The following is a 25,061-nucleotide window of genomic DNA, read 5'->3' as shown; positions in this document are numbered from 1 at the left end:
GCCCCGGCGCCCGCGAAGCAGGCCGCCCCGCCGGCGCCCGCCGCGGCCGCGAAGCCCGCGCCGCAGAAGCCCGCCAACGACGTCCAGCGCCCGGCCGCCGGGTCCGAACCGACGGGGAGCGCACCCGTGCAGAGCAGCAGCCCGAAGGCTCCCGCCGCCCCCAAGCCCCCGGTGGGCGCCGGCCAGCAGAGCCCGCTGCGTGGCGCGGCCGCCGCCGTCGTCAAGAACATGAACGTCTCGCTGACCGTGCCCACGGCGACCAGCGTGCGCGCGGTGCCGGCGAAGCTGCTCGCCGACAACCGCATCGTCATCAACAACCACCTGGCCCGCGGCCGGGGCGGGAAGATCTCCTTCACCCACCTGATCGGCTACGCACTGGTCCGGGCGCTGGACTCGTTCCCGAACATGAACAACAGCTACGCCGAGGTCGACGGCAAGCCGGTCCTCGTCACGCCGGAGCACGTGAACTTCGGCCTGGCCATCGACCTGCCCAAGCCCGACGGGTCCCGCTCGCTGGTGGTCGCGTCCATCAAGGGCGCCGAGGAGATGGACTTCGCCCAGTTCTGGGCGGCCTACGAGGACATCATCCGGCGCGCCCGGCAGAACAAGCTGACGATGGAGGACTTCTCCGGCACCACGATCAGCCTGACCAACCCCGGCACGATCGGCACGAACCACTCGGTGCCGCGGCTCACCGCCGGGCAGGGCGCGATCATCGGCGTCGGCGCCATGGAGTACCCGGCCGAGTTCCAGGGGATGAACCCCGACGCGCTGACCGAGATGGCCGTCTCGAAGATCATCACGCTGACCTCGACGTACGACCACCGCATCATCCAGGGCGCCGAGTCCGGCGACTTCCTCCGCCGCCTGCACGCCCTGCTCCTGGGCGAGAACGGCTTCTACGACCAGGTCTTCCGCTCCCTGCGCATCCCCTACGAGCCGGTGCGCTGGATGCCGGACGTGCGGATCACGCGCGAGGGGCAGATCGACAAGGAAGCCCGGGTCATCGAGGTCATCGAGTCCTACCGGCGCAACGGCCACCTCATGGCCGACACCGACCCGCTCGAGTTCAAGGTCCGCACCCACCCCGATCTGGACATCCTCGAGCACGGCCTGACGCTCTGGGACCTCGACCGCCGGTTCCCCGTGGGCGGCTTCGCCGGCGAGCGGCTGATGCCGCTGCGCGACATCCTCGGCGTGCTGCGCAACTCCTACTGCCGCACGGTCGGCGTGGAGTACATGCACATCACCGACCCCGAGGAGCGCGAGTGGCTCCAGGAGCGCATCGAGGTCAAGCACGAGCAGCCCGACCGGGAGAAGCAGAAGCACATCCTGGGCCGGCTCAACGCCGCCGAGGCGTTCGAGACCTTCCTGCAGACCAAGTACGTCGGCCAGAAGCGCTTCTCCCTCGAGGGTGGCGAGTCGGTGATCTCGATCCTCGACGAGGTGCTCATCGCCGGGACCGACCACGGCCTCGACGAGGTCGCGATCGGCATGGCGCACCGCGGCCGGCTCAACGTCCTCGCCAACGTGCTGGGCAAGAGCTACGCGAAGATCTTCGGCGAGTTCGAGGGCAACATCGACCCGGGCACCGTCCAGGGCTCCGGTGACGTCAAGTACCACCTCGGGGCCACCGGGAAGTTCCGCAACCCGTTCCAGTCCGACGCCGAGATCGCCGTCTCGCTGGCCAGCAACCCGAGCCACCTGGAGACGGTGAACCCGGTCCTCGAGGGCATCGTCCGGGCCAAGCAGGACATGATCGACAAGGGCGAGGAGGGCTTCACCGTCCTGCCCGTCCTGCTGCACGGTGACTCCGCGTTCGCGGGCCAGGGCGTGGTGCAGGAGACCCTGAACCTCTCCCAGCTGCGCGGCTACCGCACCGGCGGCACGGTGCACGTCGTCATCAACAACCAGGTCGGCTTCACCACCAGCCCCGGCTCGGCGCGCTCGACCCTCTACTCCACCGACGTGGCGCGGATGGTCAACGCCCCGATCTTCCACGTCAACGGCGACGACCCGGAGGCGTGCGTGCGCGTCGCCCGGCTGGCCGTCGAGTACCGGCAGCAGTTCAAGAAGGACGTCGTCATCGACCTCGTCTGCTACCGCCGTCGCGGGCACAACGAGGGCGACGACCCGTCGATGACCCAGCCGCTGATGTACGACATCATCGACCGCAAGCGCTCGGTCCGGAAGCTCTACACCGAGGCGCTGGTCGGCCGGGGGGACATCACCCTCGAGGAGGCCGAGGAGGCCCTCAAGGACTACCGCGGCCAGCTCGAGCGGGCCTTCGCCGAGACCCACGACGCGCAGGACTCCTCGAAGCCCGAGCCGGTCATGGACCCGCGCACGCCGCAGCAGTCGCAGGTGAAGACCGCGATCACCCCCGAGGTGCTCAAGACCATCGGCGACGCGCACGTCTCGTTCCCGCCGACCTTCACCCCGCACCCGAAGCTGCAGAAGATGCTCGAGCGCCGCGCGGCGATGGCCAGCGAGGGCGGCGTCGACTGGGCGATGGGCGAGCTGCTGGCCTTCGGGTCGCTGCTGATGGACGGCATCCCCGTGCGCCTGGCCGGCCAGGACTCCCGCCGCGGCACGTTCGTGCAGCGCCACTCGGTGCTCATCGACCGCGAGAACGGCGGCGAGTACACCCCGCTGGCCAACCTGACCGAGGACCAGGCGAAGTTCTTCGTCTACGACTCGCTGCTCTCGGAGTACGCCGCGGTCGGGTTCGAGTACGGCTACTCGGTGGCCAACCCGAACGCCCTGGTGCTGTGGGAGGCGCAGTTCGGCGACTTCGTCGACGGCGCGCAGATGGTGATCGACGAGTTCATCAGCTCCGGCGAGGCCAAGTGGGGCCAGCGCTCCGGCGTGGTCATGCTGCTGCCGCACGGCATGGAGGGGCAGGGTCCCGACCACTCCTCCGGCCGGATCGAGCGGTTCCTCCAGCTGTCGGCCGAGAACAACATGACGGTCGCCAACTGCACCACGCCGGGCAACTACTTCCACCTGCTCCGCCGCCAGGCGCTCTCCGACGTGCACCGGCCGCTGATCGTGTTCACGCCGAAGTCCCTGCTGCGGGCGAAGGCGGCGGTCAGCCCGGTCAGCGACTTCACCGACGAGTCCTTCCGCCCGGTGCTGCCCGACACCGGTGTCGGCGGCGAGCCGCTCGACGCCTCCGCGGTCGAGCGGGTGCTGCTGTGCAGCGGCAAGGTCGCCTACGACCTCATGGCGCAGCGGGAGGCCGACGGCCGCGCCGACACCGCGGTGGTGCGGGTGGAGCAGCTGTACCCGCTGCCCGCCGAGCAGATCCGTGCCGAGCTCGAGCGCTACCCGAACGCCTCCGACGTCGTCTGGGTGCAGGAGGAGCCGGCCAACATGGGCGCCTGGCAGTTCATGGCGGTCAACCTGCCCGAGGAGCTGCCGTCCGGCCGCACGTTCCGGCGGGTCAGCCGCCGGGCGTCGGCCAGCCCCGCCGTGGGCTCGGCGAAGGTGCACGAGGTCGAGCAGCGCACGCTGGTCGCCGAGGCCTTCGCCGACTGATCCGGGGGCGGGGCGTGTACTTCACCGACCGGGGGCTGGAGGAGCTGGCCGAGCGGCGGGGCGAGGAGCAGGTGACGCTCGCCTGGCTGGCCGACCAGATGCAGGCGTTCGTCGACCAGCACCCCGACTTCGAGGTGCCCGTCGAGCGGCTGGCCACCTGGCTGGCCCGCGGCGGCACGGACGACGACGACCTGGACGAGTGAAGGACCCCGTCCTCCCCACCCCTCGCACGCTCGGGGCGGGGCCCTGGACGGGGCCGTTCCAGTGACCTCCGGGCTGCCGCCGGCGCGGGTCGAGGTCCGTCCCGACGTCCGGGATGCCGGCGCCTGGTTCTGGGAGCTGCCCGCGGTCGCCCAGCTGCGGACCGAGGCCTCGACCTGGCGCCGGTGACGGTGCTGGTCGGCGAGAACGGCAGCGGCAAGTCCACCCTCGTGGAGGCGGTGGCGCGCGCCTGGCAGCGGTCGCTCACCGCGGCGGTCAGGCACTGGGCACCCCTCCCCTCCCCCGACGAGTTCCCGCTGTGGGACGAGCTGGACCTGCACGGCGAGCACCCGCGCCCGCAGGGTGGGGCGTTCCTCCGTGCGGAGGCGACGCACGGCCACTTCAGCTCCCTGGACGAGGGGCCGGACGGCGTGCGGGCCTTCGGCGGTCCGCTGCACGCGCGGTCCCACGCCGAGGGCTTCCTCGCCTTCCTCGAGGAGCGCACGAGCGAGCGCGGGCTGTGGGTGCTCGACGACAGAAGGACCCCCTGCCCCCCACCGCTCGCACGCTCGCGGCGGGACCCTGCAGGGGGCGTGGTGGCGGCCGGCTCGCAGGTGCTCCTCGCCACCCACTCCCCGCTGCTGGCCGCACTGCCGGGGGCGCTGGTGTACCAGCTGGACGCCGGCGGCTGCGCGGTGCGCGAGTGGGCGGACCTGGAGCTGGTCCGGGACTGGCGGCTGTTCCTCGACGATCCACGGCGCCTCCTGCACCACCTGCTGGTCGAGTAGCGCGATCCGCGCGCCTCCCTCGGCGCGCCGCTCCACCGGGTGATGCTCCATGCGTGCTCGGCCACACCCACGCGCTCTCCGGACTCGCCGCCGGGGCCGCCACGCTGCCCTGGGCACCGGTGCACGGCGCGGTCGCGCAGGGAGCCTGGATCGCGGCCGTGGGCGGTTTCGCGATGCTGCCGGACCTGGACCACCGCGGCTCCACCGTCTCGGACATGTGGGGTCCGGCCACCGACGTCCCCTCCGGGGCGATCGGGGCGGTGACCGGTGGGCACCGCTGGGGCACGCACGACGCCGTCCTGGCGCCGCTGGCGTTCGGTGCGCTGGCGATGCTGGCCGCCAACGCCTTCTGGTCCAGCCTGCTGGTGCTGGCGCTGGCCATCGGGCTGGCGCTGCACGCCCTGCACTTCGTCATCCCGGGGCGGACCGAGACGACCATCCTCGGCAACCTGGTGCTCTCCTGGGGTGGCGCCTGGCTGCTGCTCACGCACATGCCCAGCCCGCTCTGGCTGCCGTGGGCGGTGGCCGCCGGGGTGCTCACGCACATCCTCGGCGACGCCCTCACCACCGCCGGCGTCCCCGTCCCGGTGCTGTGGCTGGCCACCCGCAGCCGGATCATCCTGCTCCGGCTGCGCACGGGCGCGACCGTGGAGAAGGTGGCGCTGGTGCCCGTCTTCGGCATCGCGGCGTTCTTCTTCACCTACGCGAACACCGGCCTGCACCTGGCCGTCGACCCGATCGTCCACCGGATCCTCAGCCTGGGGTGAGACGACGGCGGCCGAGGCGTTCGATCTCGCGCCGGCCGTCGAGGAGCCGACAGGCACGAGACTTGTCCGGCGACCCTTCCGGCGAGGGCAAGGAAGTGTCGGCGGAAGGCGATGGATCTTCCATCGCGCCGCAGACCGATCTCACGCGCCCTGATCACGCCTACTTCTTCGGATTCGCACAGACGAACGGGAACCACTACTCGGGGACGCGCCGGCGTGGCCGCCTCACGATCGGGGTGTCACAGCGGGACGAGTCCGTGCTGCATTCGTCCACCACCCTCTTCGACGCGTATTCGCGAGTGTCGTACCGCGAGAGAACGACGAATTCCGGGAGACACCGATCGGCCACCTGGACGGTGTGCGACCTCGGATTTCGCGAGGAGCTCGTGCAACTCGGTCTGCCGTCCGGACGCAGGTCGTCGACGGTGGCACCACCGTCGGCGCCTTTCAGCGTCGCGGACTACATGCGCGGTCTCGTCGACGGAGACGGAAGTGTGGGCTTCACCCGTGCAGGACGCCACTTCGTGGGATTCGTGACGGCCGGTCAGCCGCTCGCCGAATTCTTCTGCGGCCAAGCGCTGCGGGTGGCCGGTGCATACAGGACGACGAACCGGAACACGCGCGACGACGTCTACAACCTCCGGGTGGCCGGTGCCCCTGCCGCGGCCCTGGCCGCCTGGCTCTATCCCGATGGCTGCCTTGCTCTTGACCGCACGCGTGCGGCCGCAGCAGCGGTGGCGGGGTGGACCAGGCCCGCGGAGATGCGTGCCAGACCGACATGCGGTGCTCGGCGATGGACCGAGAGCGAGGACGCCGACGTGTGGACCGGAACGATCCGCGATGCTGCCGGTCGGCTGGGCAGGACTGAGAAGGCCTGAGCATCCGCCGTTCACGCCTCCGACGAACGAGTGGAGCCACATGACGTGGCCCGCGCCGCTGCTCTACCTGTCACCGGCGCGCCGGCGGGACGCGTGGACCCGCTGCTCGCCGACCTCGCCGCCCTCGCCGACGCCGCTCTGGCCGGCGTGCTCGGCCCGATCTACCGGGCGGGCGGGCGCGAGTCGGGGGACGTCAGCGGGTGACGCCCTGCTCGCGGGCGCAGGCGGCGACGGCCTCGGCGACCGCGGTGGCCACCCGGCGGTCCAGCGGGCTCGGCACGATGTAGTCCGGCCGCAGGTCGTCGCCGACGACGTCGGCGATCGCGGTGGCCGCCGCCAGCTTCATCTCCTCGGTGATGCTGGTGGCGCCCGCGTCGATCGCCCCCCGGAAGAAGCCGGGGAAGGCCAGCACGTTGTTGATCTGGTTGGCCAGGTCGCTGCGGCCGGTGGCGACGACGGCGGCGTACCGCGCGGCCATCTCCGGGTCCACCTCGGGGATGGGGTTGGCCAGCGAGAAGACGATGCAGTTCTCGGCCATCGAGGCGATGGCCGACTCGGGCACGCTGCCGCCGGAGACGCCGAGGTAGACGTCGGCGCCCTCGAGCGCGGATGTCATCGAACCGGCGAAACCCTGCGTGTTGGTGTTCTCCACCAGCCACTGCTTGGTGCCGCTCACCTCGCGGCCGGCGTGCAGGATGCCCTGCGAGTCGGCGACCGAGATGTCGCCGACGCCCGCCTCCAGCAGGATCTTGGTGCAGGCGACTCCGGCCGCACCGGCGCCGGAGACGACGACCCGCAGGTCGCCTAGCTCGCGGCCCACGACCTTGGCGGCGTTGCGCAGGGCGGCGAGGACGACGATCGCCGTCCCGTGCTGGTCGTCGTGCATGACCGGGATGTCCAGCTGCGCGCGCAGCCGGTCCTCGATCTCGAAGCAGCGCGGGGCGCTGATGTCCTCGAGGTTGATCCCGCCGAACGAGGGCGCGATCGCCTTCACCGTGGCGACGATCTCGTCGACGTCGGTGGTGCTCAGCACGATCGGCACCGAGGAGAGGCCGGCGAACTCGCTGAACAGGCAGGCCTTTCCCTCCATGACCGGCAGCGCGGCCGCGGGGCCGATGTCGCCGAGGCCGAGCACCGCGGTGCCGTCGGAGACCACGGCGACCACGCGCGGCGCCCAGGTGAACCGGTGGGCCAGCTCGGGCTCCGCGGCGATCGCGCTGGAGACCCGCGCGACGCCGGGCGTGTAGGTGAGCGCGAGGTCGGCGATCGAGTCGATCGAGCGGACCGCGGACACCGACAGCTTGCCGCCCTCGTGCACGGCGAACGCGGGGTCGTCGGCGAAGCGGTCGGTGACGGGCTGCTCGGACGCCGGATTTCCGCTCATGGGCACAGCAGAGTAACCGGGGTCCGGGCGGCACCTGTCGCTACGGTGCGCGGGTGGAGATCCGCGAGCTCGCCGTGCCCGACAGCTACGTCCTCGACCTCGTCCCGCACGGGGACACGCGGGGGAGTTTCACCGAGTGGTACCGCTCGGATGTGCTGTCCCAGGCCGTGGGACACGCGCTGCCGCTCGCCCAGGCCAACCACAGCGTCTCCTCGCGGGGCGCGCTGCGCGGCGTGCACTTCGCGCTCGTCCCGCCCGGCCAGGCCAAGTACGTCTACTGCCCCGCCGGCCGGGTGCTCGACGTGGTCATCGACGTCCGCGTCGGCTCCCCCACGTTCGGCACGCACGACTCGGTGCTGCTCGACAGCGAGCAGCCGCGCGCGGTCTACCTCGCCGAGGGGCTCGGCCACGCCTTCCTGGCCCTGGCGGACCGCAGCTCGGTCACCTACCTGGTGTCCTCGGGCTACGACCCGAACCGGGAGTTCGGCGTCTCGCCGCTGGACCCCGAACTCGACCTGCCGTGGCCGTCGGACGTCGAGCTCGCACTGTCGGCCAAGGACCGGGACGCCCCCACCCTCGCCGAGGCCCGGGAGCAGGGACTGCTGCCGACGATGGCCGCCTGCGCCGAGCGGTACGCGCAGCTACGCCAGGTCTGACGGGGGCGCCGGGGGAAGACGGCCGGGGCGGGGCCACAGCCGCACCACCACCCGCCCGACGACGACGGCGGCACCGAAGGAACGGCTGTCGTCGGTGAGGAACGGGTTGTCGCCCTCGACCCAGTGCCCGGCCCCGGCCGCCCGGCGGACCCGTTTGACCACCAGCAGCCCGGGCCGCGACGGGAACCGGGCGACGACGACGTCCCCCGGTCGGACCCTGCCCCCGGGGCGCAGGCGGCGGGCCAGCAGCCGGTCACCGGAACGCACGGTCGGTGACATCGACGGCCCGCTGACGCGCACCAGCGCCCACACGCCCGGCAGCGGCTCCACCGGGCCGTTCGCGGGCTCGCTCGCACTGTCGCCGTCGATCACCGCGAGTAGGGTCGCAGACGACACAACCCCACGACCCCCGGAGGCACCTCCATGCGTTTCACCCGCATGTTCTCCGCCGTGGAGGCCACCGCGCACTGCGACCTCCCCTGCGGCGTCTACGACCCCGCCCAGGCCCGCATCGAGGCCGAGTCCGTGAAGGCCATCCAGGAGAAGTACCAGGGCAACGACGACCCGGTCTTCCGCCAGCGCGCCGTACTCATCAAGGAGCAGCGGGCCGACCTGGTCAAGCACCACCTGTGGGTGCTCTGGACCGACTACTTCAAGCCCCCGCACTTCGAGAAGTACCCGCAGCTGCACGAGCTGTTCAACAAGGCCACGAAGCAGGCCGGTGGCACCGCGTCGAAGCAGAGCATGGACCCGGCCGAGGGCCAGAAGCTGCTCGACTACATCGCCGAGATCGACAAGATCTTCTGGGAGACCAAGGCCGCCGCCTGATATCCGCACCACCACCACCGACGCTGCCGGGACGCCCTCAGGGTGGCCCGGCAGCGTCGTCCGCTCTGCCGCCCGACCTCCCGCGACACCGCTGCGCCTAGGGTCTGCCCATGCATGGCTCGGAGGACTTCGTGATCGATGTCGGGGACCTCCTGCAGAAGGTGGAGGCGGCACCGCCGATCGAGGCGGTCGAGGCGGTCGCCGAGGCCCTCGGGTCCATGGTCGAGGCCCGCGCCGTGACCCTGCTGATCGCCGACTTCTCCGGCCGCGCCGTCGTCCGGCTGACGTCCGCGGCGTCGGTCGAGGGGGCGCGCGGGCACGGGGTCGAGCAGGCGGAGACGATCCCGCTGACCGGCACCGTCTACGAGCGGGTCCTGCGGACCCAGGAGGCCGACGTCCGGGCCGTCGGCGACGGGGCGGTGGTGGTCGTCCCGGTCACCGACCGCGGCGACGCGATCGGTGTCATCGAGCTCGACCTCGTCCGGCGTCCCTCGGCCCGCGAGCTCGCCGATGTCCGGACCGCGGCGCACGCCCTGGCCTACGTCGTCATCGCCGCGCGGCGGCACACCGACGTGTTCGAGTGGGGTCAGCGCTCGACCGAGTTCGCGCTGGCCGCCGAGATCCAGCGCCGGCTGCTCCCGGCGACCTACACGTGCGAGGCCGGCCAATTCACCCTCGCCGGCTGGCTGGAGCCGGCGAGCACGGTGGGCGGGGACACCTTCGACTACACGCTGGACCGCGACTGCCTGCAGGTGTCGATCACCGACGCGGTCGGCCACCAGGTGGCCGCCGCGCTCCTCGCCACGCTGCTGGTCGGCGCCCTGCGCAACGGCCGGCGTCGCGGCATGGACCTGGCCGAGCAGGCGACCTACGCCAACGACGCCCTGCTGGAGAACGCCGACCCCGGGCAGTTCGTCACCGGTCAGCTGGTGCGGATCGACCTGCAGACCGGCACCGCGCTGGTCGTCAACGCGGGGCACGTCCTTCCGATGCGGCTGCGCGACGGCAAGGTGGAGGAGATCGCGCTGCGGGTCGACCCACCCTTCGGCGTCGTGCCCGGCAAGTCCTTCGACGTGCAGACGTTCCCGCTCGAGCCCGGCGACCGGATCATCTTCCTGACCGACGGCATGCAGGAGCGCAACGCGGTCAACCTGGACGTCGCCCAGGCCCTCGCCGACACCGCCGACCTGCACCCGCGGGAGGTCGTGCACGCCCTCGGCCGGGCGGTGCTCGACGAGACCGGGGGCGACCTGCGCGATGACGCCACGATGGTCTGCCTCGACTGGTACGGCGGACCGCCCCGGGCGCGCGCCACGCAGGAGGGGGCGGACCCGGCGATCACCTCCGGGCCTGCCTGAACCGGCCGACGTCCGGACCCACCCGGGACGGGGCCGGTACGGTTTGCAGACGATGCGCATCGACCCGGCCGGGTGGCCCTTCATCACCGGACCGCTGGCCCCCGCCGCCCTGCTCGCCGCCGGAGGCCGGGCCACCGGCCGACGCGGGCTCCGCGTGGCCGCGTGGCCCTTCCTCGGGCTCTCCGCCTACATGGCGCTGTTCTTCCGCGACCCGGACCGCCGCTGCGACACCACCCCCGTCGCCACCGACGACGTCATCTCCCCCGCCGACGGCGTGGTCATGGTCGCCGGGGAGCCGCAGGAGGGAGTCGCGCCCGAGGGGGACTGGCAGCAGATCAGCGTCTTCCTGTCAGTGGTCGACGTGCATGTCAACCGCTCTCCCTACCGCGGCGAGGTCGTGGAGAACTCCTACCGCAAGGGCAGCTTCCTGGCGGCCTACCGCAAGGAGTCGGCGCACCGGAACGAGCGCAGCGAGATCTGGCTGCGCGACGGCGAGCGCACCGTCGTCTTCCGGCAGATCGTGGGCGTGCTGGCCCGGCGGATCGTCACCCGCACCGGCCCCGGCCGGTCCCTGGCAACCGGAGAGCGCATGGGCCTGATGAAGTTCGGCTCGCGGATGGACGTCTTCGTGCCTCGCGAGTGCGAGGTCCTCGTGACCAAGGGGCAGCGCGTGCGGGGCGGCGAGACCGTCATCGCCCGCTGGCCCTCGACCCGCTGAGGGAGCGCCCGGTGCCCAGCTCGCCGTCCGGTCACCGCCGGCCGCAGACCCGACGCACGGCCACGGTCGAGTTCGTCCGCGGCTCGGTCCGCGGCAGCCGACGGCGGGCGCTCGCGACCCTGCCGAGCCTCTTCACCCTCGCCAACATGCTCTGCGGCTTCGCCGCGATCCTGGTGTCCATCCGGGGTGAGCACACACTGGCCGCCGTCCTCATCGGGCTGTCGGTGCTCTTCGACATCACCGACGGCGCGGTCGCGCGGCTGGTCGGGGCGGTGACGCCCTTCGGGCTGCAGTTCGACTCGCTGGCCGACCTGGTCTCCTTCGGTCTGGCCCCGGCGCTGCTGGCGTTCACCCTGTTCTCCGAAGGCCGCGACGAGTGGGACCCGCTGGGCTGGGTGGTGTGCTTCCTGTGGGTGGCGTGCGCCGCGATCCGGCTGGCCCGCTTCAACGTCACGATCGACCCGACGGCGGACAAGCGGTATTTCATCGGCCTGCCCAGCCCCGGCGCGGCCGGGGTGGTCCTGGCCTCGGTGTTCGCCTTCGGCGACGCCATGCAGGGTCGCGACCGCCTGTGGGTGCTCCTGGTCGTCGCCGTCCCCGCCCTGCTCATGGTCAGCAACGTCCGCTTCCGGTCGTTCCGCTCGCTGGTGAGCCCGAAGAGCGGCAAGCCGTACGGCCTGATCGCGACGGCGGTGCTGCTCGTCGTCGGCTTCGCGCTCGTGCCGGTCGTGACCGGCTGCCTGCTCGCCTACGGCTACCTGTTCGCACCGGTGCTCGTGCCGGTGTTCGCGCCGCTCGCGCGGTTGGTGCCGGCCCGCGTCCGGGAGGCTCTCCTGTGACAGTCCGCCCGATCCGCCCCGACGACGTCCCGGCCGTGGTGGGGCTCGTGCGGGAGCTGGCGGAGTACGAGAAGGCCTTGCACGAGGTCCGGCTCACCGAGGAGCAGCTCACCGAGTGCCTGTTCGGGGACGCCCCGGCGCTGTTCGGTCACGTGGCCGAGCGGGACGGCCAGGTCGTCGGCACGGCCCTGTGGTTCCTCAACTTCTCCACCTGGCGCGGCACGCACGGCGTCTACCTCGAGGACCTCTACGTGCAGCCGCAGCACCGCGGCACGGGGCTGGGCAAGGAGCTGCTGCGCACGCTCGCCGCGGTGTGCGTCGAGCGCGGCTACTCCCGGCTGGAGTGGTCGGTGCTGGACTGGAACACCCCGTCGATCGAGTTCTACAAGGCCGCCGGCGCCGTCCCGATGGACGAGTGGACGGTCTTCCGGCTCACCGACGCCGCGCTCACCCGCTTCGCGGGCGCCTGAGCCGTCGCCGTCCCGGCGGACGTTTCCCACGCCGCGCTCGCGCCGCTGCACGGCACGGCGGCGATCGTGATGGACTCCGGGTCGTCGCGGTGGCCGCGACGGATGGGAGACGAGGGTGACCACCGAGCGCAGACCGATCGAGTGCTGGCTGACCGACATGGACGGCGTCCTGGTGCACGAGGGCAACGCCCTGCCCGGCGCCAAGGAGTTCCTCGACCGCCTGGTCGAGCGGCGCCGCCGGTTCCTGGTGCTGACCAACAACTCGATCTTCACCCCGCGTGACCTCGCCGCCCGGCTGGCCCGCGGCGGGCTGCAGGTGCCCGAGTCCGCCATCTTCACCTCGGCGCTGGCGACGGCGGACTTCCTCACCTCCCAGCTGCCCGGCGGCTCGGCGTACGTCATCGGCGAGGCCGGGCTGACCACCGCGCTGTACGAGGCCGGCTACACCCTGACCGACACCGACCCGGACTACGTCGTCCTCGGCGAGACGCGCACGTACTCGTTCGAGGCCATCACACGCGCCATCCGGCTGGTGGCCGACGGCGCCCGGTTCATCGCCACCAACCCCGACGTCACCGGCCCCTCGCCCGAGGGCCCGCTGCCGGCCACCGGATCGGTGGCCGCCATGATCACCGCGGCCACCGGCGCCAAGCCCTACTTCGTCGGCAAGCCCAACCCGATGATGTTCCGCAGCGCCATGAACCGGATCGAGGCGCACTCGGAGTCCACGATGATGGTCGGCGACCGCATGGACACCGACGTCGTGGCCGGCATCGAGGCCGGGCTGGAGACGGTCCTGGTCCTCACCGGCTCCACCTCCGCCGACGAGGTCAGCCGCTTCCCGTTCCGCCCCAGCCGGGTGTGCGACTCGATCGCCGACGTCATCGACCTCGTCTAGCGGCCGGTGTAGGCCAACCGGGACTCGGGCGTGGCCAGCGAGTAGAGCACGGTGACGACCAGCGCCAGGATCGGCAGCCCGATCAGCGGCTGCTGGGCGGAGAAGGCGAACGTGAAGCCCACCAGCGCCAGGCAGAGCTGGAAGGCGATCACCGGCCCGCGCGCCCAGCCGGCCACCCGCCACAGACCGACGGCGCCGGCACCGAGCACACCGGCGGCGAGGGAGGCCAGCACCACCTCGGCCAGCGCCCGCGAGGTGCTGTCGGCGTTGCCGGTCACCGTCAGGTAGAGCAGCACGAGCGCACCCGCGGTGAACGCGGCGGCCTCGATCCCGACGGCCAGCGCCGCCCGCCGCAGCGACGGCGGGGCCTGGGTCCGCGGCGCCGTGGGACGGGGGGCGGGCTCGGCCGCGGTCGCGCCGAACAGCCGGTCGGCCAGCCGGCGGGGCGGCTGCGGCGGCGTGCTCCGGTCCTCGGTCACGGTCCGAGATTACGCGGCGCGAGCGCCTCCTCCGTCCGCCGCCGGCCTCCTGACCTCCCGCGAACCCGCCCGCACGCTGGTTAGCCTGGCGGGATGCGCGCGCTCGTGGTCGTCAACCCGGCGGCGACCACCACGTCGGCCAAGATGCGCGACGTGCTGGTCGGTGCCCTCGCCAGCGAGCTCAAGGTCGAGGTCGTCCACACCGCCCACCGGGGGCACGCCCGCGAGCTGGGCGCCCGGGCCGCGGCCGACGGCGTCGACCTGGTGATCTCCGTCGGTGGTGACGGCACCGTCAACGAGGTGGTCAACGGCCTGCTGACCGACGGCCCCTCGCCCGGCCTGCCCACGCTGGCCGTCGTCCCCGGCGGCTCGACGAACGTCTTCTCCCGGGCCCTCGGCCGGTCCCGGGACCCGGTCGAGGCGACCGCCGAGATCATCGACTCGCTGCGCGCCGGGCGCACCCGCATGATCTCGCTCGGCACCATCAGCGCCACCGGCACGAGCACGGCCGCCGTCACCGGGGTGGCCCCCGGCGCCGCCGAGGCGGCCGCGGAGCAGGACGCCGCCCACGACGCCGGTGGGTGGACGGCGCCGCGGTACTTCGTGTTCGCGGCCGGCTTCGGCTTCGACGCCGACGTCATCGCCCGCGTCGAGGCGCGCCGTGCCCAGGGTCGGCGGTCGACCGGCGCGCTGTACGTCCGGGAGGCGACGAGCGCCTTCTTCTTCGGCCGGGAGCGCCGCCGTCCCGCGATGACGATGCGGATCCCGGGCGAGCAGGACGTCGACGAGCTGTTCCTCTGCCTGATCTCCAACGTCAGCCCGTGGACCTACCTGGGCGCCCGCGCGGTCAACCCGACCCCGGAGGCATCGTTCGACAGCGGGCTGGACGTGTTCGCACTGGGCCGGACCAGCACCGTGCGCATGCTGCGCGCGCTGCGGCAGACGATGACCCCGGAGCCGCGCTTCAGCGGCCGCGGGCTGCACCTCCGGCACGACCTGGCCGAGCTGTCCTTGTCCGCGCACCGGCCGCAGGGCTGGCAGGTCGACGGCGAGCACCTCGGCACCGCGACCGGCATCCGCGTCCAGGACGTCCCGAACGCTCTCCGCGTGGTCTCCTGAGCGAGTTCCTCGGGCGATCCTGGGAGATGTTCGCTCCCAGGAGTGGCGGGTCTATCACGTGCGTGGTGAGGTTGCTCACGCGGGGGTCCGGGGTGGGGTCGATTCCCTTGACTTGCGAACTTCCCGTGAAAACATCGCTGCAGGAACGCAACCTGCCGGTAACAAGGCAGACAGTCGCTGCCGCCATGGCGCTGGGTAACCGGTGTCGGCCCGGCGAGGCGGACCGAGCACGGGCGACTGACGCATCTGACCGTAGACGACATCGAGGAGTACGAAGCCATGGACTGGCGCCACCGCGCGCTCTGCCGGGACGAGGATCCGGAGCTGTTCTTCCCGATCGGGACGACCGGCCCGGCGACTGTCCAGATCGAGCAGGCGAAGGCCGTGTGCCAGCGCTGCCCGGTCGTGCAGTCGTGTCTTGACTGGGCTCTCCGCTCCGGCCAGGACTCCGGCGTCTGGGGTGGGCTCTCCGAGGACGAGCGACGCGCGCTGAAGCGCCGTCAGGCTCGCACCCGGGTGACCACCGCCTGACCTCCGGGCACGAGCGGCTGACGGGGTCCCCCGAGCAGCCGACGCACCACAGGAACCGCCACGAGGCCGGTCCGGGACCATCCCCGGACCGGCCTCGGCGCATCGGGCCCCCGGCCGCCGGCTATCAGCGGCGCGGCCAGCCGGCGGCCGGCAGTTCCAGCACCACCTCAGTGCCCTGGGCGCCCTCCGGGGTGCCCATCACGAGCGTGCCGCCGAGCTCGCTGGTGACCAGGGTCCGCACGATCTGCAGGCCCAGGCCGTCACTGGCCGCCGGGTCGAAGCCGGCGGGGAGCCCGCGGCCGTCGTCCCGCACCCGCACGACCAGGTCGTTCCCGGTGCGCTCGGCCACCAGCTCGATCGCACCCGGCTCGCGCCCGACGAAGGCGTGCTCGGCCGCGTTGTGCAGCAGCTCGGTGACGGCCAGGACCAGGGGCGTGGCGGCGGCCGCCGGCAGCTCGCCGAACGACCCGGTCCGGCGCGTGCGGGCTGCGGGGCCGACGGAGGTCAGGTCGCCCAGCATCGGCAGCACCTGGTCGAGCACGTCGTCCACGTCGACGACGTCCTCCCGGCTGCCGGCCAGGGTCTCGTGCACCACGGCGATCGACGCCACCCGGCGCACCGACTCCTCCAGTGCCGCCCGCGCGGCCGGCTCGGCCATCCGCCGGGCCTGCAGCCGGAGCAGCGCCGCCACCGTCTGCAGGTTGTTCTTCACGCGGTGGTGGATCTCGCGGATGGTCGCGTCCTTGGTCAGCAGCGCGCGGTCGCGGCGGCGCACGTCGGTGACGTCCCGGACCAGGACGAGGGCTCCGGGCTCCCCTCCGGGCGCCTGCAGCGGCAGGGCGCGCAGCAGGAGCGTGGCGCTCTCGGCCTCCACGTCGACCGGGACCGGATAGCGCCCGGCCACCGCCGCGGCGATGCAGGCCGCGGCCGCCTCCCCCGACACGCGGTCGGTCGCGGAGCGGCAGGTGACGTCGGCGAGGTCGGCGCCGCCGAGGTCACCGGGCACCCCGATGCGCCGGTAGGCCGACACGGCGTTGGGGCTGGCGTAGGTGACGGCGCCGGCGCCGTCCAGCCGGACCAGCCCGTCGCCCACGCGCGGACCCATCTCGGCGTCATGGAGGGTCGCCGGCGGGAACGTCCCTGCCGACACCATCAGGCAGAGGTCCGCGGCGATGTCGAGGTAGGTCAGCTCGAGGGTGGACGGGGACCGCGTGGCCGCCAGATTCGTGTCCTTGGCCAGCACGGCGATCGGCACGCCCTCGTGCCGCACCGGGATCACCTCGCGCCGGCGGGGCAACCGGCCGGAACGGTCCGGCTCGCCGTCGCTGACCGGCCGGCCGTCCCGGTGGGCGACGACGAACGGCTGCGCCTCCGCGCCGTCGAGCTCCTCCCCCACCATGTCCTCGGGCCGGCTGGTGGGTGCGGTCAGCGGCCGGACCTGCGCGACGCACCACCACCTCCCGGAAGGCAGCGGCACCCACAGCGTGAGGTCGGCGAAGGCCAGGTCGGCCAGCAGCTGCCAGTCGGCGACCAGCCGGCGGGCGTGGTCGACCTGGGCGGGACTGGACGCGGTACCGCGGGTCAGGCGCTCGGAGAGGCTGCTCATGGTGGTCAGCAGCGTAGGTGGGCGCCTCCGTAGGCTCGACGCCGTGGTGTCCGTCCCTGCGCTGCGCATCGAGACCGCCGTCCCTACCGACCACGACCGCATCGCCGAGCTGACCGTCGGCGTCTACGTCGACGGCGAGCTGGCCTCCCCCGGCTACGCCGCCGAGCTGGCCGACGTCGCCGGACGCGCGGAGCGCGCCGAGCTGCTCGTGGTGCGCGACGGGAGCGGGCGCATCGTCGGCAGCGTCGCCCTGGTCCTGTCGGGCGACTTCGGCGAGGTGACGGAGTCCGACGACGAAGCCGGGTTCCGGATGCTGGTGGTGGACCCGACGGCGCAGGGCCGCGGGATCGGCGCCGCCCTGGTCGAGGAGTGCCTGGCGCGTGCCCGGGCCGCGGGCAAGCGACGGGTGGTCATCTCCACCGGGACCCGGATGACCGCCGCCCACCGGCTGTACGAGCGGCTCGGGTTCACCCGGCTCCCGGAACGGGACTGGACGCCGGTGCCCGGGATCGACCTGCTGGTCTACGCCCGGGACCTCTCAGGAGTCGCGTCAGCCGGCGACGGTGGCGATCAGGTCGCCCTCCTGGAGGACCTCGCCCTCGACGACGTGCAGCTCCTGGACGGTGCCCGCGCGCTCGGTGAGCACCGGGATCTCCATCTTCATCGACTCGAGGATCACCAGCGTCTCGCCGGCCGCCACCTGCGCCCCAGGCTGGACGAGCACCTTCCAGACACTGGAGACCATCTCCGCGTGGATCTCCTCGACCGCCACCGGAACCTCCTGCACACGCCTTCTGGGAGCCCTCATCCAAGCACGGCGGTCGAGCACTGCCCCTACGGTGCGACCCGAGCGGCGGCGAGTCGCCCCAGCACCGCGCAGACCTCGGGCCCGTCGTGCGGCACGCCGACCTCGGCGAACCCGGACAGCACGGCACCGGCCGCCCGGGCGGCGGTCGGGACGTCCGCGGCCGCAGCGCTCACCGTGGCCAGGAGCGCGTCGTACCAACCGTCGAGCCGGTCACCGGGGTCGTAGCCGCTGACGGCGACGAGATCCACGCCGGGCTCCGGTGCCGGCGGGCGGCCGGAACCCGGGAGCCGGCCGGTGATCCGGCCCGCGGTCCCGGGGGGCAGGGTCGAGCGCAGCTGGACGGCGACCGCGGGCCGGGGCGCGGCCGCCCCCGTCGGGCCGTTCCCGGCTGCCCGTGGACCGGCGGCGCTGAGCAGGGCCAGCTCGACGGCGTCCACCCCGTGCGACCGCTCCAGGACGGCCATGTCGAGGGAGAAGCCCGCCGCGATCTCGGCCAACTCGCCGTCGGGTGAGATGCCCACGGTCACCAGGCCCCGCCAGCCCAGCTCCGGCAGCCGCCGGGCCACCGCGGGCACCTGCTCGACGTCGTCCGGGGTCCAGGACACCCGGGCGATGCCGGCCGCGCGGTCGCGGGCCACCGGGGTGGTGAACCGGAGGCCGTCGGCGGTCACCCAGGCCAGGAAACCACGCTCGCTCGCCGGCTCGACGCCGTCGCCGCCGAGCCGCTCCAGCACCTCCGGGTCGGGCCCCACCCAGCGCAGGCCCGCGCGTATGACCGCGGCCGCGAGCCGGGCGTTGCCGGCCAGCGCAGGCGGGACGGGCAGCACGGCATCGGCCCCCCTGCGGCGAGCGGCCTCCACGATGCGGTCGACGGCGAGGTAGCTCTCCGCGGCGGGCGCGGGTCCCAGGAGGACGGAGTCGTCGGCCAGCCGGACGTGCCGGGCGGAACCCTCGACCTCGCTGTGCACGGCCACGGCCTTCACCCCGAGCCGCTCGCAGGCGGCGACGACGGCGCACCCGACGGGCCCCCGTCCGGCCACCAGAACGGTCTCGATCCCCAGCTGCGGCACTGCTGCTCCTCCTGCGTTCCCCTGCCCGGCACACCGGCCGGGTCCCCCGTGAGAGGCTTGTCCGGTCAGCTTGGTGGGTCCGGCGCCGCCGCGCACGATACGTGCGCCGCGTCCCGGTCCCCGAGAACCAGGGGCCGGCCCGGCCCACCTGCAACGTGAGAGGAGGGCAGCGATGTCCAAGCGCGGACGCAAGCGTCGCTCCCGCAAGGGGAACAAGGCGAACCACGGCAAGCGCCCCAACGCCTGAGTCGCACGAAGGCCCCGTTCCGCAGTGCGGGACGGGGCCTTCGCCGTTCGGCCTCGTCCCGCCCTGAGCTTGCGAAGGGTGGGGAGGACGAGGTCCTTTGTCAGTCGCCGGTGCGCTCGATCGTGACGCGCTCGACGCTCACCGTGGTGCCGTCGTCCTCGATGGACACGCTGGTGAGCTGCATCTTGATGCGGTCGCGCAGGCCGGTCGGCGGCTTGTCGCCACCGCAGCGGCGGCGCACCAGCGCCTTGAACTCCTGCTCGATGCCGAACTCGCGCAGGCAGGAGGAGCAGTCCTCGAGGTGCTCGGCGATCAGCGCCCGGCGGTCGTCCCCGGTCTCGTGGTCGAGGAACTCGAAGACGTGCGTGAGGACGTCGTCGCACGAGTGGATCTCGATCGGCTCGCCGGCCTGCGAAGCGTCGTCGCCCATCAGTGGCTCGCCTCCTCACCGGCTCCGGCACGGACGAATCCGCGCTCACGGGCGTAATCGGCCAGCAGCTTCTGCAGGCCCCGCCGGCCGCGGTGCAGCCGCGACATCACCGTGCCGATCGGCGTGCCCATGATCTCGGCGATCTCCTTGTAGGCGAACCCCTCGACGTCGGCGAGGTACACCGCCAGCCGGAAGTCCTCGGGCAGCTGCTGGAGGGCGTCCTTGATGTCGGAGTCCGGCAGGTGGTCCAGCGCCTCGATCTCGGCCGACCGCAGGCCGGTGGAGCTGTGCTCCTCGGCCGCGTACAGCTGCCAGTCCTGCACCTGCTCGGTGGGGTACTGCTGCGGCTGGCGCTGCTTCTTCCGGTAGCTGTTGATGTAGGTGTTCGTCAGGATCCGGTACAGCCAGGCTTTGAGGTTCGTGCCCTCGGCGAACTGGTGGAACGCGGAGTAGGCCTTGACGAACGTCTCCTGCACGAGGTCCTCGGCGTCGGCCGGGTTCCGGGTCATCCGCAGGGCGGCCGGGTACAGCTGGTCCAGGTAGGGCAGCGCATCCCGCTCGAACCGGGCGTCGCGCTCGGCGCGGGTCTCGGCGATCTCGGTGCGGCTGCCACCCTCGCGGGCCTCCGGCACCTCGACCGGCCCCGCCACCTCGGGCAGCTGACCAGGATCGTCGACCGCGGACTCCTCAGGCACCGACCGTCCTCTCCGGAGCCCCGGGACGCGGGGCGCCACTTCGGTCGATCCTAGCCGCGCGGCATCCGGGCGGCCCGGGGGACGCCGGTGCGCGACCCGCGGGCGGGCGCTGGAGACGGTGTTGCTCACGGCCGGTGCAACGGCGAGGGGCGGCGCGCTCATTCCCCGTCGCCGGTTCTCGCTACGCTCCCGCGCCGTGGCAGCGACCCCTGCGGTGCGGATCCTGGAACGGGCGAACGTGGCCCACTCCCTGCACCCCTACGACCCGGAGCACCCGGCCGAGCAGGGCCACGGCGAGGCCGCCGTCGCCGCGCTGGGCGCCGATCCCCGCCAGGTGTTCAAGACGCTGGTGACCCGCGTCGACGGGGTGCTCACCGTCGCGGTGGTGCCGGTCAGCGGCACCCTGGACCTCAAGGCCCTGGCGGCCGCCGCCGGCGGGCGCAAGGCGGTCATGGCCGAGCCGGCGGACGCTGAACGGGCCACCGGTTACGTGCTCGGCGGGATCAGCCCGCTGGGTCAGAAGAAGGCGCTGCCCACCGTCGTCGACGCCACGGCCCTGGAGTTCGGCACGGTCCTGGTCAGCGCCGGAAAGCGTGGTCTGCAGCTGGAGCTCCCGCCCGCCGACCTGGTGCGGCTCACCCGCGCCCGCACCGCCGCCATCGGCCGGTGACCCGGCTCAACCCGGACCGCCGACCGTCGAACCGGGCCACGGCACGGCTCGAGAGACCGCGGCGCGGGTTGACCCGCGCGGCGGCAGGGCCGCGAACCGGGCGGCGGGCGCGCCCGCACCGCCGCCATCGGCCGGTGACCCCCACGACGGGGACGGGGCTCGTCAGCCGTACGGGGTGAGGAGCTGGTCGACGGGGGCGAAGTCGTCGGTGAGCACGCCGGCGTCGCCCACGAACCGGTCCAGCTCGTCCCCGCCGGCCACCTGCCACTCCAGCTCCCGCTCGCCCAGCGCCGCAGCGATCTCCTCGGCCGGCAGCGGCCGCTGCGAGGCGACGGCGACCAGGTTGCCGCCGTCCTCCCCGGCGAGCGCCGGCGCGCGGGCCAGCAGCAGGACGTGGCCGAACACCTCCCGCAGCGTGGCCAGCTCCGCGCGCACGAAGGACAGCGGCGGGTGGTCGATCAGGTTGACCGCGTAGACGCCGTCGTCGGTCAGGGCGCGGTCGATCAGCCGCGCCGCCTCGAGGGTGGTCAGCTGCCACGGCACCGACAGGCCGCCGAACGCGTCGCCGACCACCAGGTCCCGCTGCCCGCCGGGCTCCTCGGCCAGCCCGACCCGGCCGTCGGCCACGCGCACCCGCAGCTCCTCGGACGTCTCCAGCCCCAGCTGCTCCCGGTCCATCGCGACCACGCCGGGGTCGACCTCGATGACCAGGCTCTCCGTGCCGGGCCGGACCTCGGCCAGATAGCGGGGCAGCGTCAGCCCGCCGCCTCCGACGTGCAGCGCGGACAGCGGCTCCCCCTCGGCGAACACCGCGTCGGTGACGGCGGCGACGGCCCGCACGTACTGGAACTCCAGGTGCGTCGGGTCCTCGAGGTCGACGTAGGAGTGGCGCAGCGTGTCCAGCAGCAGCACCCGGCCGGAGTCCCGCTGCGGGTCGGCCACCACCCTCGCGCAGTGGTACGCGGTCTCCTCCTCGCACGGCGTCGGCGCGACCGCCGCCAGCCCCCCGCCGGCCACCGCCAGCACCAGCAGGCCTGCGGGCAGGCGGCCCGCGCCGGGCACCCGGCGCAGCAGCACGGCGACGGCGATCCCGGCCAGCGCGGTGACCGCGCCGGTGGCCACCAGGATGACGCTGCTGGGCAGCACCGCCACCAGCACGAAGCCCGTGGCGAAGGTGGCCGCGATCCCGCCGAGCGTGCCGATGCCCGACAGCTTGCCGACCACCGAGCCGGTCTCCGACAGGCTGGCCAGCTGCAGCTTCACCACCATCGGCGGGACGGCGGACAGCAGCGCCGCCGGCACGACCACGGCGACCGCCGCCAGCAGCAGCACTCCCCCGGCGTCGGCGCCGCTGAGCGCGGCGCCGGTGAACCTCACCAGCGGCAGCACGGCCACGATCAGCGCACCGCCGGCGACCATGAGCGGGGCCAGCAGCCGGCGCGGGTCCGCGCGGTCGGCGACGGCGCCGCCGGTCCAGGCGCCCAGCGCGATCGCCGCCAGCGCGAACCCGATGATCGCCGTGCTCGTCTGGACCGTGACGCCGACGTAGGGCGCGATCAGCCGCAGGCCGACGATCTCCATCACCAGGACGGCGCCGGAGCACAGGAAGGTGATCCCCGCCGCCACCCAGCCGGGCAGCGCCGTGCTGCCGGCGGCCTCGTCGCCGGCGCGGGGCCGGTCGGTCGCCGTGCTCACGTCAGAACAGCGCCGGCTGGTCGGCCGGCAGGCTGACCGAGTCCGCGCGGGCGGTCAGCTCCCGGCCGTTGCTGCGCACGTTGTTCACCGCGGTGCTCACCGGCCGCAGCTCGAGCCGCTCGACCAGCTCCGGAGGGGTCGGCTCGGCCAGCTCGGCGACGTCCTCCCTGGCCGGGTCCAGCCAGTCGGCCCAGCGGTCGGGCGGCAGGACCAGCGGCATGCGGTCGTGGATCTCGGTCAGGGCGCCGGTGGCCGGCGCCGTCACCACGGTGCAGGTGTAGAGCCGGTCCTCGCCCGCGCCCCACACCTCCCAGAGCCCGGCGAACGCCAGCACGGAGCCGTCCTCGGGGGTGATGAAGTAGGGCTGCTTGGTCGGGGAGTCCATCCGCTTGGCCCACTCGTACCAGCCGTCGGCGGGGACGAGGCAGCGACGGCTCGCCGCCGCCTTCCGGAAGGCGGGCTTCTCCGTCAGCGACTCGACGCGGGCGTTGAGCATCCGGTTGCCGACGGAGACGTCCTTGGCCCAGGACGGGACGAGCCCCCAGCGCACCGCGCGCAGCTCCCGGTGCCCGCCACCGGTCGGCCGGCCCTCGGCGTCGCGCTCCTTCGCGTGCCGGACGACGTAGACGTCCTTGGTGGGGGCGACGTTGAAGTCCGCGGCCAGGGCCGGCTGCCCGTCGGCGGGGACCGCCTCGAACTCGAGCGCGAGGTCCTCGGGCTTGCGGCTGGCGGCGTAGCGACCGCACACGGGCGCCTCCTCGGCACGGATCGGGCTGACCGTTCGAACTCTAGGTGCGCCCACCGACGACCGGTGACCGTGCGTGCGCCCGCGGTCGACGGGTAGGGCCCCCTGTCGCAACGCTCGACGAGAGACGAGGATCACGGCGTGACCGCTACGCAGAACCCACCCACCGAGCACCCGAAGACGGCCAGCGACAGCGCCGAGCGGCGCTACGCGACCGTCAACCCGTTCACCGGGGAGACGGAGAAGGAGTTCGACTTCACCCCCACCGAGGCGATCGACGGGATCGTCGAGCGCGCGCACGCCGCCTACCAGGAGTGGCGCGACCGCCCGGTCGAGGACCGCGCGGCCGTCGTCCGGCGGGCCGCCGAGCTGATGGACGAGCGCCGGGACGACCTCGCCGCGCTGATCACCACGGAGATGGGCAAGCGCCGCGAAGAGGCCACCGGCGAGCTCTTCCTGTGCTCGATGATCCTCAAGTACTACGCCGACAACGGCCCCGGTTTCCTGCAGCCGCAGTCCATCCAGCCGCTCATGGGCAAGGGCGAGGCGGTCATCGAGACCAAGCCGGTCGGCGTCCTGCTGGCCATCGAGCCGTGGAACTACCCCTTCTACCAGGTGGTCCGCGTGGCCGGCCCGAACCTCGTGCTGGGCAACACGGTCGTCCTCAAGCACGCCGAGATCACCCCGCAGTGCGCGGTCGCGATCGAGCAGCTGTTCACCGACGCCGGCGCGCCCGAGGGCGTCTTCACCAACACGTTCCTGCGGATCGCCGACGTCGAGCAGGTCATCGCCGACCCGCGCATCCAGGGCGTGACGCTGACCGGCAGCGAGCGGGCCGGCAGCGCCGTCGGCGCGCTGGCCGGCAAGCACCTGAAGAAGTCGGTGCTCGAGCTCGGCGGCAGCGACCCGTTCATCGTGCTCGACGCCGAGGACCTGGGTGCCACGGTCAAGGCCGCGACCATGGGCCGGATGCAGAACACCGGTCAGGCCTGCACCGCCTCCAAGCGGCTGATCGTGACCGAGGAGCTGTACGAGCCCTTCGTGCAGGGCCTCCAGCAGGCGTTCTCCACCTTCGCCCCGGGCGACCCGGCCGACCCGTCGACGTCGCTGGCCCCGCTGTCCAGCGAGCGCGCGGCGCAGGACCTGCACGCGCAGATCCAGGACGCGATCGACAAGGGCGCCACCGTGGTCGCCGGCGGCAAGCGCCCCGACCACGCGGGTGCGTTCGTCGAGGCCACCATCCTCACCGACGTCACGCCGGACATGCGGGCCTACCACGAGGAGCTGTTCGGGCCCGCCGCCGTCGTCTACAAGGTCAAGGACGCCGACGAGGCGATCGCGCTGGCCAACAGCAGCGCCTACGGCCTGGGCGCCACCGTGATGAGCAGCGACCTCGACCGCGCGCGCTCGGTGGCCGACCGGCTCGAGGCCGGCATGGTGTGGATCAACCAGCCCACCGGCTCCTCCCCGGAGCTGCCGTTCGGCGGCGTGAAGCGTTCCGGCTACGGCCGCGAGCTCTCCGAGCTGGCCATGTTCGAGTTCGCCAACCGGCGGCTGGTGCGCACCGTCCCGGTGAAGAAGGCCGACAAGCCGCAGGCCGGCTGAACGGTAGAAGGACCCCCCCAACCACTCGCAAGCTCG

29 protein-coding genes and 1 pseudogene are annotated in these 25,061 nt (G+C 73.1%); 20 read left to right on the top strand and 10 right to left on the bottom strand.

From position 1 onward, the window contains the following. The 7 genes from C5507_RS12980 to C5507_RS22340 form a co-directional block, all read left to right on the top strand. A partial coding sequence (locus tag C5507_RS12980) for a multifunctional oxoglutarate decarboxylase/oxoglutarate dehydrogenase thiamine pyrophosphate-binding subunit/dihydrolipoyllysine-residue succinyltransferase subunit (protein WP_104528937.1) occupies window positions 1-3,540 on the top strand: 3,540 nt, incomplete at its 5' end. A 14-nt stretch (window positions 3,541-3,554) separates the two neighbouring features. Further along, window positions 3,555-3,743 (top strand): DUF6104 family protein, encoded by a 189-nt coding sequence (locus C5507_RS12975; protein WP_104528936.1) that lies wholly within the window; start codon window positions 3,555-3,557, stop codon window positions 3,741-3,743. 61 nt (window positions 3,744-3,804) lie between these two features. Further along, window positions 3,805-3,930 carry a hypothetical protein gene (locus C5507_RS23335; protein WP_278044322.1) on the top strand — a complete coding sequence of 42 codons (126 nt, stop codon included), beginning with the start codon at window positions 3,805-3,807 and terminating at the stop codon, window positions 3,928-3,930. Next, the gene (locus C5507_RS12970; RefSeq protein WP_207225807.1) at window positions 3,927-4,529 is read left to right on the top strand and encodes a hypothetical protein; all 603 of its coding nucleotides are present in this window, start codon (window positions 3,927-3,929) and stop codon (window positions 4,527-4,529) included. Before C5507_RS23335 ends, C5507_RS12970 begins: the two co-directional genes overlap by 4 nt. 53 nt (window positions 4,530-4,582) lie before the next feature. After that, complete coding sequence (locus C5507_RS12965; RefSeq protein WP_104528935.1) at window positions 4,583-5,296, top strand: metal-dependent hydrolase; 714 nt, start codon at window positions 4,583-4,585, stop codon at window positions 5,294-5,296. 62 nt (window positions 5,297-5,358) lie between these two features. Next, complete coding sequence (locus tag C5507_RS12960; RefSeq protein WP_104528934.1) at window positions 5,359-6,174, top strand: hypothetical protein; 816 nt, start codon at window positions 5,359-5,361, stop codon at window positions 6,172-6,174. Window positions 6,175-6,219: 45 nt separating this feature from the next. Further along, window positions 6,220-6,378: a hypothetical protein gene (locus C5507_RS22340; protein ID WP_158657600.1), complete on the top strand. Its 159-nt coding sequence runs from the start codon at window positions 6,220-6,222 to the stop codon at window positions 6,376-6,378. Here C5507_RS22340 and C5507_RS12955 read toward each other — a convergent pair. Next, entirely contained in the window at window positions 6,368-7,558 is a 1,191-nt protein-coding gene (locus tag C5507_RS12955; protein ID WP_104528933.1) for an NAD(P)-dependent malic enzyme, read from the bottom strand. The two genes, C5507_RS22340 and C5507_RS12955, sit on opposite strands and share 11 nt — an antisense overlap. A gap of 53 nt (window positions 7,559-7,611) precedes the next feature. On the opposite strand from C5507_RS12955, the gene C5507_RS12950 reads away from it, so the two are divergent. After that, window positions 7,612-8,214, top strand: coding sequence for a dTDP-4-dehydrorhamnose 3,5-epimerase family protein (locus C5507_RS12950; RefSeq protein ID WP_104528932.1), 603 nt, complete (start codon window positions 7,612-7,614; stop codon window positions 8,212-8,214). Here C5507_RS12950 and C5507_RS12945 read toward each other — a convergent pair. Beyond that, entirely contained in the window at window positions 8,200-8,586 is a 387-nt protein-coding gene (locus C5507_RS12945) for a S26 family signal peptidase (RefSeq protein ID WP_104528931.1), read from the bottom strand. The genes C5507_RS12950 and C5507_RS12945 overlap by 15 nt on opposite strands. A 51-nt stretch (window positions 8,587-8,637) precedes the next feature. Between C5507_RS12945 and sodN the strand changes: the two genes are divergently transcribed. From sodN to C5507_RS12915, 6 genes are all read left to right on the top strand, one after another. Further along, window positions 8,638-9,042: a superoxide dismutase, Ni gene (sodN, locus tag C5507_RS12940; protein WP_104528930.1), complete on the top strand. Its 405-nt coding sequence runs from the start codon at window positions 8,638-8,640 to the stop codon at window positions 9,040-9,042. Window positions 9,043-9,152: 110 nt separating this feature from the next. Then, a complete protein-coding gene (locus tag C5507_RS12935) occupies window positions 9,153-10,400 on the top strand; it encodes a PP2C family protein-serine/threonine phosphatase (protein ID WP_104528929.1) in 1,248 nt (415 codons plus the stop codon). A gap of 52 nt (window positions 10,401-10,452) precedes the next feature. Next, a complete protein-coding gene (locus C5507_RS12930; RefSeq protein WP_104528928.1) occupies window positions 10,453-11,118 on the top strand; it encodes a phosphatidylserine decarboxylase in 666 nt (221 codons plus the stop codon). Between the two features lie 11 nt (window positions 11,119-11,129). After that, window positions 11,130-11,957, top strand: coding sequence for a CDP-diacylglycerol--serine O-phosphatidyltransferase (gene pssA / locus C5507_RS12925; RefSeq protein WP_104528927.1), 828 nt, complete (start codon window positions 11,130-11,132; stop codon window positions 11,955-11,957). Continuing rightward, window positions 11,954-12,427: a GNAT family N-acetyltransferase gene (locus C5507_RS12920; RefSeq protein ID WP_104528926.1), complete on the top strand. Its 474-nt coding sequence runs from the start codon at window positions 11,954-11,956 to the stop codon at window positions 12,425-12,427. Before pssA ends, C5507_RS12920 begins: the two co-directional genes overlap by 4 nt. A gap of 115 nt (window positions 12,428-12,542) precedes the next feature. Continuing rightward, window positions 12,543-13,325: an HAD-IIA family hydrolase gene (locus C5507_RS12915; RefSeq protein ID WP_207225809.1), complete on the top strand. Its 783-nt coding sequence runs from the start codon at window positions 12,543-12,545 to the stop codon at window positions 13,323-13,325. Here the strand turns inward: C5507_RS12915 and C5507_RS12910 are convergent. Beyond that, window positions 13,322-13,804, bottom strand: a complete 483-nt coding sequence (locus C5507_RS12910; RefSeq protein WP_104528925.1) for a hypothetical protein — start codon at window positions 13,802-13,804, stop codon at window positions 13,322-13,324. The genes C5507_RS12915 and C5507_RS12910 overlap by 4 nt on opposite strands. Before the next feature lie 93 nt (window positions 13,805-13,897). Here C5507_RS12910 and C5507_RS12905 point away from each other — a divergent pair, with 93 nt between their 5' ends. After that, the gene (locus tag C5507_RS12905; RefSeq protein ID WP_104528924.1) at window positions 13,898-14,923 is read left to right on the top strand and encodes a diacylglycerol/lipid kinase family protein; all 1,026 of its coding nucleotides are present in this window, start codon (window positions 13,898-13,900) and stop codon (window positions 14,921-14,923) included. A gap of 279 nt (window positions 14,924-15,202) precedes the next feature. Then, window positions 15,203-15,454 (top strand): WhiB family transcriptional regulator, encoded by a 252-nt coding sequence (locus C5507_RS12900; protein WP_104528923.1) that lies wholly within the window; start codon window positions 15,203-15,205, stop codon window positions 15,452-15,454. A gap of 124 nt (window positions 15,455-15,578) precedes the next feature. On the opposite strand, the gene C5507_RS12895 is transcribed toward C5507_RS12900, so the two are convergent. Beyond that, on the bottom strand, window positions 15,579-17,060 hold the full coding sequence (locus C5507_RS12895; protein WP_104528922.1) for a sensor histidine kinase: 1,482 nt from the start codon (window positions 17,058-17,060) through the stop codon (window positions 15,579-15,581). Here C5507_RS12895 and C5507_RS12890 point away from each other — a divergent pair. Continuing rightward, window positions 17,059-17,541, top strand: a pseudogene (locus C5507_RS12890) (GNAT family N-acetyltransferase); the annotation flags it as partial. The gene C5507_RS12895 and the pseudogene C5507_RS12890 sit on opposite strands and share 2 nt — an antisense overlap. A gap of 69 nt (window positions 17,542-17,610) precedes the next feature. On the opposite strand, the gene C5507_RS12885 reads toward C5507_RS12890, so the two are convergent. Then, a complete protein-coding gene (locus C5507_RS12885) occupies window positions 17,611-17,832 on the bottom strand; it encodes a biotin/lipoyl-binding carrier protein (RefSeq protein WP_163203115.1) in 222 nt (73 codons plus the stop codon). Window positions 17,833-17,894: 62 nt separating this feature from the next. Further along, window positions 17,895-18,938 (bottom strand): biotin carboxylase N-terminal domain-containing protein, encoded by a 1,044-nt coding sequence (locus tag C5507_RS12880; protein ID WP_104528921.1) that lies wholly within the window; start codon window positions 18,936-18,938, stop codon window positions 17,895-17,897. Between the two features lie 172 nt (window positions 18,939-19,110). Between C5507_RS12880 and C5507_RS23510 the strand changes: the two genes are divergently transcribed. Then, window positions 19,111-19,185, top strand: a complete 75-nt coding sequence (locus C5507_RS23510; RefSeq protein ID WP_014377707.1) for a 50S ribosomal protein bL37 — start codon at window positions 19,111-19,113, stop codon at window positions 19,183-19,185. A 100-nt stretch (window positions 19,186-19,285) separates the two neighbouring features. On the opposite strand, the gene rsrA is transcribed toward C5507_RS23510, so the two are convergent. Both rsrA and C5507_RS12870 read right to left on the bottom strand, forming a co-directional pair. After that, window positions 19,286-19,615: a mycothiol system anti-sigma-R factor gene (gene rsrA / locus C5507_RS12875; protein ID WP_104528920.1), complete on the bottom strand. Its 330-nt coding sequence runs from the start codon at window positions 19,613-19,615 to the stop codon at window positions 19,286-19,288. Next, window positions 19,615-20,310, bottom strand: coding sequence for a sigma-70 family RNA polymerase sigma factor (locus C5507_RS12870; protein ID WP_104528919.1), 696 nt, complete (start codon window positions 20,308-20,310; stop codon window positions 19,615-19,617). The genes rsrA and C5507_RS12870 overlap by 1 nt, the downstream gene beginning before the upstream one ends. A 196-nt stretch (window positions 20,311-20,506) precedes the next feature. Between C5507_RS12870 and ybaK the strand changes: the two genes are divergently transcribed. Beyond that, window positions 20,507-20,980: a Cys-tRNA(Pro) deacylase gene (gene ybaK / locus C5507_RS12865; protein ID WP_104528918.1), complete on the top strand. Its 474-nt coding sequence runs from the start codon at window positions 20,507-20,509 to the stop codon at window positions 20,978-20,980. Window positions 20,981-21,142: 162 nt separating this feature from the next. Here the strand turns inward: ybaK and C5507_RS12860 are convergent, their stop codons facing one another. Together C5507_RS12860 and C5507_RS12855 are read right to left on the bottom strand one after the other, a co-directional pair. Beyond that, complete coding sequence (locus C5507_RS12860) at window positions 21,143-22,675, bottom strand: fused MFS/spermidine synthase (RefSeq protein ID WP_104528917.1); 1,533 nt, start codon at window positions 22,673-22,675, stop codon at window positions 21,143-21,145. 1 nt (window position 22,676) lies between these two features. After that, window positions 22,677-23,423 carry an SOS response-associated peptidase gene (locus C5507_RS12855; protein ID WP_104528916.1) on the bottom strand — a complete coding sequence of 249 codons (747 nt, stop codon included), beginning with the start codon at window positions 23,421-23,423 and terminating at the stop codon, window positions 22,677-22,679. 138 nt (window positions 23,424-23,561) lie between these two features. Here C5507_RS12855 and C5507_RS12850 point away from each other — a divergent pair, with 138 nt between their 5' ends. Beyond that, window positions 23,562-25,025 carry an NAD-dependent succinate-semialdehyde dehydrogenase gene (locus C5507_RS12850; RefSeq protein ID WP_104528915.1) on the top strand — a complete coding sequence of 488 codons (1,464 nt, stop codon included), beginning with the start codon at window positions 23,562-23,564 and terminating at the stop codon, window positions 25,023-25,025. Window positions 25,026-25,061: the final 36 nt, after the last annotated feature.

The organism is Blastococcus saxobsidens (assembly GCF_002938435.1).
GTDB classification, from domain to species: domain Bacteria; phylum Actinomycetota; class Actinomycetes; order Mycobacteriales; family Geodermatophilaceae; genus Blastococcus; species Blastococcus saxobsidens.
This window is presented reverse-complemented; position numbering and strand designations above follow the sequence as displayed.

Excerpts from the sequence above, each read along its gene's own strand:
- C5507_RS12895 (WP_104528922.1), bottom strand. The coding sequence starts at position 17,060 with ATGAGCAGCCTCTCCGAGCGCCTGACCCGCGGTACCGCGTCCAGTCCC.
- C5507_RS12900 (WP_104528923.1), top strand. The coding sequence starts at position 15,203 with ATGGACTGGCGCCACCGCGCGCTCTGCCGGGACGAGGATCCGGAGCTG.
- rsrA (WP_104528920.1), bottom strand. The coding sequence starts at position 19,615 with ATGGGCGACGACGCTTCGCAGGCCGGCGAGCCGATCGAGATCCACTCG.
- C5507_RS12905 (WP_104528924.1), top strand. The coding sequence starts at position 13,898 with ATGCGCGCGCTCGTGGTCGTCAACCCGGCGGCGACCACCACGTCGGCC.
- C5507_RS12935 (WP_104528929.1), top strand. The coding sequence starts at position 9,153 with ATGCATGGCTCGGAGGACTTCGTGATCGATGTCGGGGACCTCCTGCAG.
- C5507_RS12930 (WP_104528928.1), top strand. The coding sequence starts at position 10,453 with ATGCGCATCGACCCGGCCGGGTGGCCCTTCATCACCGGACCGCTGGCC.
- C5507_RS12955 (WP_104528933.1), bottom strand. The coding sequence starts at position 7,558 with ATGAGCGGAAATCCGGCGTCCGAGCAGCCCGTCACCGACCGCTTCGCC.
- sodN (WP_104528930.1), top strand. The coding sequence starts at position 8,638 with ATGCGTTTCACCCGCATGTTCTCCGCCGTGGAGGCCACCGCGCACTGC.